The sequence below is a fragment of the Streptomyces sp. KR80 genome, assembly GCF_052245555.1.
Lineage (GTDB): Bacteria > Actinomycetota > Actinomycetes > Streptomycetales > Streptomycetaceae > Streptomyces.
The window spans coordinates 520,206-533,209 of record NZ_JBQQCD010000002.1 but is presented as its reverse complement, the minus strand read 5'-3'; the positions used below and the strand labels follow the sequence as shown (position 1 = coordinate 533,209).

Here is a 13,004-nt window from a genome sequence, read left to right as displayed (position 1 = left end):
AAGGCGACTTTGGTGCCGTTCTCGGGGACGACCGGGATCGGGTCCCGGGCGACGAGGGTGGCGTGTGCGTTGGAGAGCACGTTCAGGGTGCGGAAGAGCTCGATCAGCCCGATCGACACCAGCATGACCAGGTCCGCGACCGTCTCCCAGCGGGAGGCGTACGGGCGGTGCACCCAGTGCTTCGGCTGCATCAGCCACACGAGGAGGAATGCGGAGACCACGGGCGCCGTACAGAGCAGCAGACCGGCGCGACGGCGGTGGCGCTCCTGGGCCAGCAGACCCCGGTACCGGACCCGGTACGGGCGCCCCGGCTCGGGCTCGGTGAGCGGCCCGGCCAATTGGCTGTAGCGGTCGTAGTCGTAGACATGGCTCGGCGAAGCCATCAGGGCGCCCCCGCGGACTCGTATCGGCGGAACACATGGGGCCGATGACCCATCCGGCTCAATTCAACTGGTCATCTCCCGGGATGAGAATGTAACGAGCACATGGAGCCGTACTGCGCACATCGGATTTTCGGCGTGCCATGATGGTGTGCCAAATGGGCGACTACACGCTCGGACTATTCGGGCGCGTCTCGCGTGATTTGGATATTTCGATCTGCGATGGTCCCTGAGCCGGATTTATCTTGCAGAAAATCGGAGGACCATCATGCGGGTTACCTTGGGCCGCACGGGCCAAGGCGTGCTGTGCGCCGTCTCGTCCGCGGCCGTGGCACTCGCGCTGCCGCAGACGGTGGCCGTTCCGGCGATAAGGGAAGCGCCGAAGATTACGCTCACCGAGCGCTTTCGGGCCGTTCAGCGCGGCGGCATCGTCAGGGCCGCGAATTCCTCCGTCACCTGCCAGTCCGCAGTCCGGCGGCAGGCGCCCTCCTGCGAAGGCGCCCAAGATGGCCGGGCCGGCACCAATAGTGACTACCGCATGACGTACATCGATGTCGACAAGGACCGCAACACCTATAACTCCAGCCGGGCGGAGCTGCGGCTGCCCAAGAATGCCACCGTGTCCTACGCCCGCTTGTATTGGGGAGCGAATCTGCGGGTCGGTGAGCAGAAACCGCCCGGGGACAGTGGGCGGGTGCTCTTCGCCGAACCGGGCGGGGAGTACAAGGAGGTCGTGGCGGACACCACGATCGGGCACCACCTCGACCACGGCGTCGACGCGTTCGCCGCCTCCGCCGATGTCACCCACATCGTCCGGGACAGCAAGCCCGGTGACTACACCGTCGCCCAGGTCAACGTGGCCCAGGGACACACCGGGGACGGAGCCTGGGGCGGCTGGACCTTGGTCGTCGCCTATGAGGACCGGAACGCACCGCTGCGCCAACTCGGCATCTGGGACGGCTTCGAGACCATGAGCTCGCAGCGCCGTGAGTACAGCGTCGCCCTCGACGGCCTCTCCGTTCCGCCCGGTGGCTCGGGGAGCCTGGGCGTCGTCGCCTACGACGGCGACCGCGGCGAGGGCACGAACACCCTCGGCGTCGGTTCCGACCGCGCCGCCCCGGTCAGGCTGAGCGACGCCGCCAACCCGCCCGACGACGCCATGAATTCGACGATCAGCGACCACGGAAAGCCGGCGTCCGGCCGCCGGCCCTCCTACGCGAACACCCTGGGCCTCGACTCCGACGTCTACGACCTGCGGCCGGCCCTCACCCAGGGCGCCGGGCGGCTCACGGTCACCTTCGGCACCGCGGAGGAGAGATACCACCTCGGCGCCCTCTTCCTGCAGGCCGACACCGCCCGCTGACGCCAACGCCGAGGTGAAGAGCACACCGGCGGTCCTCGCCGCCGGGATATGCATTCCATCCGGTCCGTGTACGGGGAGCACCGCGTGCCGCAACACAAGCGTGAAGGACGCCGGTTGACGGTGCTGCACATCTCCCAGCCCGTCGACGGCGGTGTCGCCAGAGTCGTCACTGACCTGGTGTACGCCCAGGCGCACAGCGGACTGCGCACCGTAGTTGCCTGCCCACCCGGTGGCATGCTGGGCGAGGCCGTCGCCGCGTCGGGAGCCCGGGTACTCTCCTGGCCCGCCCGCCGGGCACCGGGCCCGCGGCTGCCCGGTGAGACCGGGCGGCTCGCCCGGCTGATCCGGCGGACGGCGCCCGATCTGGTGCACGCCCACAGCGCCAAGGCCGGACTCGCCGCCCGGCTCGCCGTCCGCGGCCGCATCCCCACCGTCTTCCAGCCGCACGCCTGGTCCTTCGAGGCCGTCGACGGGGCGACCGCGGGCTTGGCGCTCCGCTGGGAGCGGTACGCGGCCCGGTGGGCCGCCTGCGTGCTGTGCGTCAGCGAGGACGAGCTGCGGCGCGGCCGGGACGCGGGCCTGGCAGCCCACTGGGCCGTGATCCGCAACGGGGTCGACACCGGCCGCTTCCGCCTCGCGGACGCGGCCGCCCGGGCGCGCGCCCGTACCGAACTCGCCCCGCTGCGCACCCTGCTGCCGCAGACGCCCCTGGTGGTCTGCGTCGGGCGGCTGTGCCGGCAGAAGGGCCAGGACGTGCTCTTGCGAGCGTGGTCCCGGGTCGTGGCCCGGGTGCCCGGAGCGCGGCTCGTCCTCGTCGGTGACGGTCCCGACCGGGACGCGCTGCGCCGTCTCGCGCCGCACGGGACGCTGTTCGCCGGAGAAGCGGCCGACACCGCTCCCTGGTACGCGGCCGCCGACCTCGTCGTCCTGCCGTCCCGCTGGGAGGGCATGGCCCTCGCACCACTCGAAGCCATGGCCTGCGGACGGCCGGTCGTCGTCTCCGACGTGGCCGGCGCCCGGGAAAGCCTGGCGCCCGATCACGCCCCCCACTGCCTCGTGCCGCCGGACCACGCGGACGCACTCGCCCGCGTCCTGACGGCACTGCTCCTCGACCAACGGCTGCGCGACACCCTCGGACGGCAGGCGTACGAGCACGTACGCGCGGCCCACGACGTGGGGCGCACGGCGGAGGCCGTGTCAGGTCTGTACCGCGAACTGCTCGGCCCGAGCCCCGCCGGTCCCGGTCCGCAGGACCGTGCGGCACCGGACGCACGTCACGGACCCGGCGGCCGACCGGGACCGTTCACCGACCGCAGGGAGCACATCAGGCGATGACCACGGAGAACGCAGGGGTGCCCAATCCCGGGCGGGTCGTGTCCCTGCTCGACGACACGTCCCGCCCGGCCACGCCGGCCTTCGCACCGCTTCGCGCCTACCGTCGGAGCACACCGGTCTCAGGCACCGGGGCGGTACCCGGCGGTCGGGCGGCAGCGGCACTCGCCGCCGTCGACTGCCTCGCCGCGACGGCCGCCGCGGCGCTGCTCGGCGATGCGCAACGGTTCGTCGTCGCCCTCGGTCCCGCCTTCGCCGCGGGCCTGCTCGTGGGCGCGCACCGCGGTCTCTACCGCCCCGGCCCGTCCACCACGGCGCTCGACGAACTGCCGCGGCTGGTGGCCCAGTGCGTCATCGCCTGGAGCCTGGCGGCCGCCCTGTTGGCCGGGCTCCGCTCCTCGGCGGCCCCGAGCTGGGCTCTGCTGCTCGGGGTGGTGTCGGCACATGTGGTGCTGGCCTGCGCGTTCCGCGGCGCGGTCCACGGCGTACGGCGGCGGGGGAGGCGTCGGCGGCCGCAGTCCGCTCTGGTGGTGGGCGGGGGACCGGCGGGCCGTCGGGTCTTCACCGCGCTCCACGACCACCCGGAGTACGGCATGCGGCCGGTCGGCCTGGTCGGTCCGGCGTCCGCGCTTGCGCCCGCCCCGGCGCCCGCCTCCGTCCCGGCCGACAGGGCGGCCCCCGAGACCGTCGTCGAGAGCGTGGACGACACGGGCGGCCCGGGCCGGGACGAGCTGGACCGGGAGTTGGGCAGGAAGCTCGAGAAGGGACGCGACCCAGGGCAGCCGCTCCCCGCGGAGCTGCCCGTTCCGGTCCTCGCCTCTCCTGAGGACATCACGCGCGCCGTCATCCAGAACGCCGTACGGGACGCCGTTTTCACCCGCAGCCCCTGGGAGGACCCGCAGGACGCCGCGCTCGTCCGGCTGTTCGCAGAGCTCGGCTGCGCGCTGTGGCTGGTGCACGGCGACCCGGCGGCCGACGCCGGACCCCGACGCCCCGGGGGACCGGACCACATCTGGGGCTTCGCCTGCCAGCGATTGGACGCCCCGCCGCGGCACCGCATCGGCATCGTCGGAAAGCGCGCCCTGGACATCGTGATCTCGGTCGTGGCGCTGATCATCGCCGCGCCGGTGATGCTGGTCTGCGCCGTCGCCGTACGGTGGGCCGACGGCCCAGGGGTGATCTTCCGTCAGGAGCGGATCGGCATGGCGGGGCGGCCGTTCACGGTGCTGAAGTTCCGCACCCTCCGCCCCGCCGACGAGCATGAGTCGGCAACGCTGTGGAACGTCGCGGACGACGGGCGGATGAGCGGTGTCGGCCACCTGCTGCGCCGCACCTCCCTCGACGAGTTGCCCCAGCTGTGGAACGTGCTGCGCGGCGACATGAGCCTGGTCGGGCCGCGGCCCGAGCGGCCGTACTTCGTCCGCAAGTTCAGCCATGCCGACCCCGGTTACGCGGCCCGCCACCGGATGCCCGCCGGCATCACCGGCCTCGCGCAGGTACACGGCCTGCGCGGGGACACCTCCATCGAGGACCGGGCCCGGTTCGACAACCACTACATCGAGACGTGGTCGCTCTGGCAGGACGTGCGGATCCTGCTGCGCACCGCGGGGTCCCTCTTCCGGTGCGGAGGAAGCTGATGAGCAGTCAGGTGATGGCCGGGCCTGCGATGCCGCGCCAGCAGGACCGGCTGACGCCGAGTGCGGCCCTGGAGCCGGTACGGGCGCGACTGTCCGGGATGTGGCGGGTGCTGCCCGCCATGGCGGCCGTTCTGCTGCTGTGCGTACCCGCGGACCGCGAGAGCGACATCACCGCCGCCGTCCATCTGACGGCCGCGGACGTGGCCTCGGCCCTGCTGGTCGTCGTCTGCGGGATCGTCCTGCTGCGCGACCGGCGTCGGCTGCTGACCTGGCCCGCCGTCGCCGTACTGAGCGCCCCGGTGGTCGCCTTCGCGGTCTCGACCGCGGCGTCACTCGACGGAGCGGCCAGCCTCACCGGCTTCGTTCGCTACATCCAGATCTTCGTCGTCGTCCCCGCGGCCACGATGCTGCTGCTCCGCTCGCGCCGGGACTTCCTGTGGGTGGCCGGCGCGATGATCACCGTCGCGGTGGTGCAGGGCGTGATCGGTGTCCACCAGTACGTCACCCGCACCGGCGCCTCGTACGCCGGAGAGGACATCCGCGCCGTCGGGACCTTCGGACCGCTCGATGTGATGGGCATGGCCAGCGCGGTCGCCCAGGGGGTCGTGCTCACGCTCGCCCTGGGGCTCGTCCCGTCCCCCGGCAGCCCCCGGTGGCTGCGCCCGGCCGCCCTGACCTGCGCCGGGTTCCTGGTGATCCCGCTGGTCTTCTCCTTCAGCCGCGGATCGTGGATCGCCACCGCGCTGGCGGCCACGGTCGTCCTCCTGCTCGCCGGGCTGCGCATCGCCTTCGGCACCTTCGCCGTACTGATCGCCGCCCTCGTCGTCCTGGTCGGCGGCGCGGGCGTGGGCACCGCCCTCATCAGCGAACGCCTCACCAGCATCACCCAGGTGACCGACGCGCCCGATCAGTCGGTCATCGACCGCTACGCGCTGTGGGACGCCGCCACCGCCATCTGGCGCGACGACCCGGCGACCGGAGTCGGCATCAAGGGCTTCCCCGCCCACCGCGACGCACACGCGTCGCTTGCCCTCTCCTCTGGCAGCGACACCGGTGGCGCGGGCGCGATGTACCAGCGCGAACCACTGCTCACCCCGCACAGCATGTATCTGCTCCTCCTCAGCGAGCAGGGCCTGGTAGGGATCACCGCCGTCGTCGGCAGCTGGACCGCCCTGCTGGTGCTGGGCCTGAGGAGACTGCGGCGAGCCCGCCGCGCCGGCTGGCCGGTGGACTGCGGACTGGCCGCCATCGGGCTGCTCGTCCTGGAGTGTGCCGACTCCGTGTACAGCGACATCGGCGGCCCGTCCACCGTGCTCACCGCCATGATGTTCGGCCTGGTGGCCTGGTGGGCGCTCTCGCCGCACGCGGTGGCCGACGACCCGGCGGGACGCCGATGAGCGACGCGGCCACCATGCCGTCCCCGGCTTCCGGACGGCCGCCGGGGACTGCCTCGCCGCACGCGGCTCCCGTGCCCCCGTCCGGGCCCGAGCGGTTCATCGCCCGAGCCGCGGCCGTCACGGCGGTCCTCACCGCGGCCGGGGCGGTCTTCGGGCTGGTACGGGACCAACTGGTCGCCCATCTCTTCGGCGCGGACAGCGAGACGGACGCCTTCCTCGTCGCCTGGACCGTGCCGGAGATCGCGTCGACCCTGCTCATCGAGGACGCCATGGCCCTCGTGATGGTCCCGGCCTTCAGCCTGGCGCTCTCCCGGCGCGCCGCCCTCGACCCCGGCGAGGCCGGGTCGGCGCCCGACCCCGTCGGACGGCTCGTGGCCTCGACCGCTCCGCGGCTGTTCCTCGCCCTCGCAGCCGCCGTCGCGCTGCTGGTCGCCGCCGCACCCACCCTCGTACATCTGCTCGCACCCGGCCTGGCCGACCCCGGCCTGGCGGTGGAGTGCACCCGGCTCACCGCCATTACGGTCCTCAGCTTCGGCATCGCCGGCTACTTCAGCGCCGCGCTCCGAGCACACCGGCGGTTCCTGCCACCGGCGGCCATCTACGTCGCCTACAACGTCGGCATCATCGCCACGATGCTGGTGATGCACCAGATCTCCGGGGTGCGCGCAGCGGCGGTCGGAGTCGCCCTGGGCAGCGCCCTGATGGTGCTGGTCCAACTGCCCTCGTTCCTGCGGCACCTGCCGGCCCGGTCCGGCCGCCGCCGGGGCACCCGCCGCCGGATCCCCCGGCAGTCGGCCGATCTGGGCGGCCTGGTCGGGCGGATGCGTCCGCTCACTCGGCTCCGCCCGGGCGGCTGGGCCCTGCCGGCCGGTCTCGCCGTGCTCGCTCCCGCCGCCCTCTTCGCGTTCACCCGTCAGGCGCAGGTCCTGGTCGAGCGCAATCTCGCGTCCTCCCTGCCCGCGGGGGCCATCTCGCACCTCAACTACGCGCAGAAGGTCGCTCAGGTCCCGATGGTCCTGTCCCTGATGATCGTCACGGTGACGTTTCCCATGGTGGCCCGGGCGATGGCCGACGGCGAGGCGGACCGGGCCCGCCGCCGCGTCGAACGCGATCTGACCCTGGCCGGACTCCTCGTGCTCATCGGGTCCGCCTACGTCATCGCCTACGCCCCCCAGCTCATCGAACTGCTCTTCCAGCGCGGCGCCTTCGACGCCCAGGACACCACCGCGACGGCCGCCGTCATGCGCGTCTACGCCCTCGGCTTGCTCGGGCACAGCCTTACGGGGGCCCTGACCCGGACCTTCTTCTCCGTCGCCCGGCCGACCTGGCACCCGGCGGCCGCCATGGCCGTCGGCCTGCTGATCACCATCGCCGGGGCCCTCGCCGCCGTTCCCCACTGGGGCGTCCACGGCATCGCCGCGGCCAACGCCGCCGGCATCACCGCCACCGCGCTGATCCTGCTGCGCGGACTGGTCGTACAGGTCATCGCCATCGACGTCCGCCGGGTGACGGCCGACCTCCTCAGGCTCGGTCTCGCCGCAGCAGCGGCGGCCGCCGCCGGATGGGCCGCCGCCCCCCTCGTCCCCTCCACCCTCGGCACCGCACTGGCCGGCTGCCTGATCGTCCCGGCCGCCTTCGCCGCCGCGGCCTTCGCGGTACGGGCTCCGGAAGTCCCGCTGCTCATCTCCGCCGTCAAACGAAAGCTCCGCCATGCCCCGTGAACCCTGGCTGCTGATGTACCACTCCGTGACCGACTACATGGAGGACCCCTATCTGATCACCGTCTCCCCGGACCGGCTCCGCCGCCAGTTGCGCTGGCTCGCCGCCCGCGGACTGCGCGGCGTCGGCGTGGCGGAGCTGCTGCGCGAGCGCGCCGCCGGACGGGGAGCCCGCCTGGTCGGCCTGACCTTCGACGACGGCTACACCGACTTCACCGAGAACGCCGTCCCGCTGCTGAAGGAACGCGGCTTCACCGCAACGGTGTTCGTACTGCCCGGCCGGCTCGGCGGCGACAACGCGTGGGACCCGCTCGGCCCGCGCAAACCGCTGCTCACCGAGGACGGTATCCGCGCCGCCGCCGAGGCCGGGATGGAGGTCGGCTCCCACGGCATGCTGCATCTCTCCCTCCCGGAGGCCGACGACAGCGCCCTGCGGCACGAGACGGCCCGCAGCCGCGAGCTGCTCCAGGAGATCACCGGCCGCCCGGTGGAGGGCTACTGCTACGCGTACGGCGATGTCGACGCCCGGGCGGCCGAAGCGGTGCGCGCCGCCGGCTACGGCTACGCCTGCGCTATCGCGCCCGGCCCGCTCACCGGCCGCTACGCCCTGCCCCGCATCCACGTCGGCGACCGTGACACCGCTCTCCGGCTCACCGTCAAAAGGCTGCTGCACCCGCTGCGCCGCCGCCCGATGCCCACCGGGGCGTCCCCCGGCCCCGATCTGGCCGGAGCCGGTCGATGAGGGTGCTGCACATCATCACGGGCCTGGCAGCGGGCGGAGCCGAACAGCAACTCCGGCTGCTGCTCCGTCATCTGCCGGTGCACTGCGATGTCATCACCCTCACCAACCCCGGAGCGGTCGCGCACGGCATCCGCGGCGACGGCACCCGCGTCAGCCACCTCGGCATGGGGGGCAACCGCGATGTGTCCGCGCTGCCCCGACTGGCTCGGGCGATCCGGGCCGGGCGGTACGACCTCGTGCACACCCACCTCTACCGGGCCTGCGTCTTCGGCCGGATCGCCGCCCGGCTGGCCGGTGTCCGGGCGGTGCTCGCCACCGAGCACTCACTCGGCGAAGCCGTCATCGAAGGCCGTCCGCTCACGCCCGGCACCCGTGCCCTCTACCTGGCGACCGAGCGTCTCGGGTCCTCCACCGTCGCCGTCTCGGCCACCGTGGCCGACCGCCTGCGGTCCTGGGGCGTGCCCGAGGACCGCATCCATCTGGTGCCCAACGGCATCGACGCCCGCCTCTTCCGGTACGACCCGGCCCTCAGGACAGCGGCCCGCGCCCGGCTCGGCATCCCCGAAGACGCCTTCGTCGCCGGGGGAGTCGGCCGTCTCGTACCGGGCAAGCGGTACGACGTCCTGCTGCGCGCGGTGGCCGGGTTCCCCGACGCCCGGCTGCTGCTCGTCGGCGACGGTCCGGAGCGCGCCGCCTTGCGCACCCTCGCGACGGAGCTCGGCTTCGGCGATCGTGCCCTGCTGCTCGGCGAGCGCGACGGAGCGGTCGAGGCGGGCGCCGACCGGTCCGCACAGCTCCCCGGGCTCCTCGCCGCCATGGACGTCTTCGTCTCCCCGTCCGCCGAGGAGACCTTCGGTCTCGCCGTCCTCGAGGCCCTCGCCGCCGGGCTCCCCGTGCTGCACGTCACCTGCCCGGCCATCGACGAACTGCCCGCGGCCGAGGCGCCCGGGGCGCGGCGCATCGGCACCGGCGTACGGGAGCTCGCCACCGCCCTGGCCGGCGTACGGCGTGAGCACGCGGCCACCGGACCGCGGCGGCTGCCCGTTCCCGCCGCCGTCGGGCGCTACGACATCACCCGCAGCGCCGACCGGCTGGCGGCGCTCTACCAACGCACCGCCGGACGCCGGGGATACGCCGGCCGGCGCACCCCGCTGACTCTTCACCCCTCTCTCCCCGCCGTGTCCGACCCGAAGAGGTGACCGACGTCATGACCGACACCGTCCTGGCCAAGACCGCGCCCACCCGGCTGTACCGCAGACTGCGCAGCGCGCTCCGGCTCCCCGCGTGGTGGCCGCTCGCCCTGTGCGCCGTGCTGGGCACGGTCTGCGGCGCCGCGTACGGAGTGCTGAAGACCCCTCAGTACCGGGCGACCAGCTATGTGGTCGTCTCCGCCGACAAGAGCACGGATCCCGCCACCGCCCTCGGATACGCCCACGCCTACGGCCGCGTCGTCACCGACAGCGTGGTGCTCGGCGGCGCCCAGATGGCGACGGGCTGGTCCGTGGCCGATCTCCGGGACCGGGTCCAGGCCGTCACATCCCCCGACGCCCCAATGATCGAGATCACCGGCAGCGACACCAGGGCTGCCCGGGCGGCCGGCAACGCGAACGAGGTCGCCCGCGCGCTCACCGTGTACGCCAATGGCTCGACGAAGAGCACCGGCGTCCGGCTCATCCTGCTCTCCCGGGCCCTCACCCCCACCAGCCCGGTCACTCCCTCCGGCACGCTCTCCACCGCCGTCGGACTCTGCGCCGGAGGGCTCATCGGCTGCCTCGTGCTGCTGGTCCGTCCCGGCAGCCGGCGGTCGTCGAGCTCCGGCGTCCCGGCTCCCGCGGCCGAACCGCGGCCCGCGACCGACCCCGTGCGCAACCGTCCCGAGCCGGCCAACCCCCGCCGGATCAGAAAGCCGGTCAGGAAGCCGTCGAAGAAGCTGGCCGGGGACGGCTCGCGGTGACGGCGCGCACCGTTGCCCCTCCAGCAGTACCGCGGTCCCTTCCGGCCGCACCCGAGTCTGCGGCCGGCGGGCTGTCCGTGGCCGTCTGCCGGGATCCGGACCGGTTCGCTCGGCTGGCACCCGAGTGGACCGACCTCTACCGGCGCTGCCGCAGCGCGACCCCGTTCCAGACCCACGGCTGGCTCCACTCCTGGTGGCTGTCCTACGGAATCCCCGGACGCCTCCGACTGATCCTGGTGCGGCGCGGCGACGGGCGGCTCGTCGGCGTCGCGCCGTTGATGCTGACGTACCGTCCGCTGCCCGCGCTCGTACCGCTTGGCGGGGACATCTCCGACTTCTTCGACGTACTGCTCGACGACGGCTGCGCCGACACCGCGGCGGCGGCGCTCACGGCGGGACTCGGCCGGGCGGCCCGCCGCGCCGTCGTCGATCTGCGCGAGGTGCGCCCCGGCGCGGCGGCGGAGCGGGTCTTCGACCTCTGGGCGGGCCCCAGGCACCGGCTCGCGGACTCCGTCTGCCTGGAGCTTCCCGGCATCCCCATGGACCGGCTGCTCGAGCGGATGCCCGGCCCCAGCGCCCGCCGCACCCGGGCCAAACTGCGCAAGCTCGACTCCCTCGGCGTGGCGCACCGCACCGTGCCCGCGTACGAGGTGCCCGAAGCGGTCGCCACGATGCTGCGGCTGCACGCCCTGCAGTGGCAGCGCCGCGGTGGCACGCCCGAGCACAGCAGGCCGCGCTTCGCCGAGCACCTCGTGCGCGCCCTGCGGGAGATGGTCCCCGCGGGGGACGCGCAGCTGACCGAATACCGCATCGGGGAGCGGGTGCTGGCCGTGGACGTGAACCTGATCTCCGCCGACCTGGCCGGCGGCTACCTCTACGGGGCGCACCCCGATCTACGGGCCAGGGGCGCCGACCTCAGCACCATGCTGCTGCGTCGCGACGCCGCTTTCGCCGCGGAGACCGGCCGGGGCGTGGTGAGCCTGCTGCGCGGCGACGAGGCCTACAAGCGCCACTGGCGGCCGGTCGTCGTCACCAATCAGCGCCTCCTGCTCGCCCGGCCGGAGCTGGGATCCCTGCTGGTCCTCCACGCGGCTCAGGCGGCGTCGCGGCCGCGGCTGGCCGAGGCCGTCCGGACCCGGCTCCCCGCACTGCTCGCCTGGCGCGCCCGGCTGAACAGCTGGCGCGCGGTCGCCTACCGCATCGCCGGGTGAATCCGCGGGCCCCGGTCGTCGCCCCAGCTGAAGCGGATACAGAGCCTGCGCCTGCCGATCAGCGCCTCGAGCCACGGGCCCAGATCCAGCGCGAGGCACTCGGTCTCGCGCGGCACGGTGTCGTGGTCCGGCGGCAGGGACGACTGCACGGCCTGGAAGATCTCCGTGGACTCCGGGTTCTGCTCGCAGCGCCACACGCCGTGCGGGCAGTAGTCCGTGATGGTGTGGTACTCGGGTGGGTGATCGGCGATCCACTGCAGCATGCCGCGCATGTAGTCGGCGTTGTCGCCGTTGCGGAACAGACCCCACTCCGGGTACGAGGTGGGTTTGTCGTGCTCCGCGGCGAACTCCACGTGATCGGCCAGTCCGAAGGGCTCGTCGATCTGCTCCTCGAAGCTCTTCCCCGGCGGCTGGTCGTAGGCGTCCATGCCGATGATGTCCACCACGTCGTCGCCCGGATAGCACTCCGTCCAGCCGATCGCGTCCTCCCCGCGACTGGGCGCGAAGTCGAAACGGAAGCGCTGGCCCTTGACCGAGCGCATCGTGGTGACGATCCGCCGCCAATACTCCTTCCAGGCCTCGGGATGCGGGGCGCAGCGACCGGTGTACGTCACGCCGTTCATCTCCCAGCCGAGCACGATGACCGTGTTCGGGACCCCCAGGGTGACGAGCCGTTGCGCCAGGGTGCGGAACACCTGGTCGTGAGCCCCGGTGGCACCCTCCTCCAGCAGGGAGGCCACCTCCTCGTCGGGCACCCCGGCCTCATTGCGCTCGAGCATCGGCACGTTCAGCACGAACAGCCGGTCCTTGTGACCGCGTCGCCACTCCGCCCACGGCTCCAGCAGGCCGGGCGGCCCCTCGATGTCGGACCAGCGGTTGCCCGGCAGATACGTGTGCCCCACGCGCATGTCGGCCCCGTCCAGCCAGTCCTCCATCTGGGGCATGCGCTCCACGCCCTCCGGCCCTGAGCCGAGGAACGCGCCCCACGGGACGCCGGGCGCGGGATCCGGATCCGGGTTGAGCAGCCAGCCCCCCTCGGCGCCCACCGTCGCCATGGCCGTCCCGGCGAGCAGGACTCCCGCGGTGACCGCTCCGAGGCAGGTGGTCGCCAGCCTGCGGGGACGGTGGGGCATAGGGCTACTCCTTCCGGCGTGCAACCCTCACTGGATGCATACCCATCGACAGTAATTGGGACATATTTCGTAAACTTCTCTCCAAAATGCTTACTGATAGTCCGTCACGTGAATTTTCGCCCGCACGGCCCACTGAC

The 13,004-nt window shown here is 73.0% G+C and carries 10 protein-coding genes and 1 pseudogene; 9 read left to right on the top strand and 2 right to left on the bottom strand.

What is annotated here, in order from left to right:
- Positions 1 to 383, bottom strand: a pseudogene (locus ACTWQI_RS05345) (glycosyl transferase); the annotation flags it as partial.
- A gap of 265 nt (positions 384 to 648) precedes the next feature.
- Between ACTWQI_RS05345 and ACTWQI_RS05340 the strand changes: the two are divergent.
- From ACTWQI_RS05340 to ACTWQI_RS05300, 9 genes are all read left to right on the top strand, one after another.
- The gene (locus ACTWQI_RS05340; RefSeq protein WP_443267897.1) at positions 649 to 1,743 is read left to right on the top strand and encodes a DUF3344 domain-containing protein; all 1,095 of its coding nucleotides are present in this window, start codon (positions 649 to 651) and stop codon (positions 1,741 to 1,743) included.
- An 84-nt stretch (positions 1,744 to 1,827) separates the two neighbouring features.
- Entirely contained in the window at positions 1,828 to 3,078 is a 1,251-nt protein-coding gene (locus ACTWQI_RS05335) for a glycosyltransferase (protein WP_443267895.1), read from the top strand.
- Entirely contained in the window at positions 3,075 to 4,712 is a 1,638-nt protein-coding gene (locus ACTWQI_RS05330; protein WP_443267893.1) for a sugar transferase, read from the top strand. Before ACTWQI_RS05335 ends, ACTWQI_RS05330 begins: the two co-directional genes overlap by 4 nt.
- Positions 4,712 to 6,109 (top strand): O-antigen ligase family protein, encoded by a 1,398-nt coding sequence (locus ACTWQI_RS05325; RefSeq protein ID WP_443267890.1) that lies wholly within the window; start codon positions 4,712 to 4,714, stop codon positions 6,107 to 6,109. The genes ACTWQI_RS05330 and ACTWQI_RS05325 overlap by 1 nt, the downstream gene beginning before the upstream one ends.
- Positions 6,106 to 7,830 carry a lipid II flippase MurJ gene (locus tag ACTWQI_RS05320; RefSeq protein ID WP_443267888.1) on the top strand — a complete coding sequence of 575 codons (1,725 nt, stop codon included), beginning with the start codon at positions 6,106 to 6,108 and terminating at the stop codon, positions 7,828 to 7,830. Before ACTWQI_RS05325 ends, ACTWQI_RS05320 begins: the two co-directional genes overlap by 4 nt.
- Complete coding sequence (locus ACTWQI_RS05315) at positions 7,820 to 8,569, top strand: polysaccharide deacetylase family protein (protein WP_443267887.1); 750 nt, start codon at positions 7,820 to 7,822, stop codon at positions 8,567 to 8,569. The genes ACTWQI_RS05320 and ACTWQI_RS05315 overlap by 11 nt, the downstream gene beginning before the upstream one ends.
- Positions 8,566 to 9,768 (top strand): glycosyltransferase, encoded by a 1,203-nt coding sequence (locus tag ACTWQI_RS05310; RefSeq protein WP_443267885.1) that lies wholly within the window; start codon positions 8,566 to 8,568, stop codon positions 9,766 to 9,768. Before ACTWQI_RS05315 ends, ACTWQI_RS05310 begins: the two co-directional genes overlap by 4 nt.
- An 8-nt stretch (positions 9,769 to 9,776) precedes the next feature.
- Positions 9,777 to 10,523 (top strand): Wzz/FepE/Etk N-terminal domain-containing protein, encoded by a 747-nt coding sequence (locus ACTWQI_RS05305; protein ID WP_443267883.1) that lies wholly within the window; start codon positions 9,777 to 9,779, stop codon positions 10,521 to 10,523.
- A gap of 71 nt (positions 10,524 to 10,594) precedes the next feature.
- A complete protein-coding gene (locus ACTWQI_RS05300) occupies positions 10,595 to 11,734 on the top strand; it encodes a GNAT family N-acetyltransferase (RefSeq protein ID WP_443267939.1) in 1,140 nt (379 codons plus the stop codon).
- On the opposite strand, the gene ACTWQI_RS05295 is transcribed toward ACTWQI_RS05300, so the two are convergent.
- Entirely contained in the window at positions 11,716 to 12,867 is a 1,152-nt protein-coding gene (locus ACTWQI_RS05295; protein WP_443267882.1) for a glycoside hydrolase family 26 protein, read from the bottom strand. The two genes, ACTWQI_RS05300 and ACTWQI_RS05295, sit on opposite strands and share 19 nt — an antisense overlap.
- Positions 12,868 to 13,004: the final 137 nt, after the last annotated feature.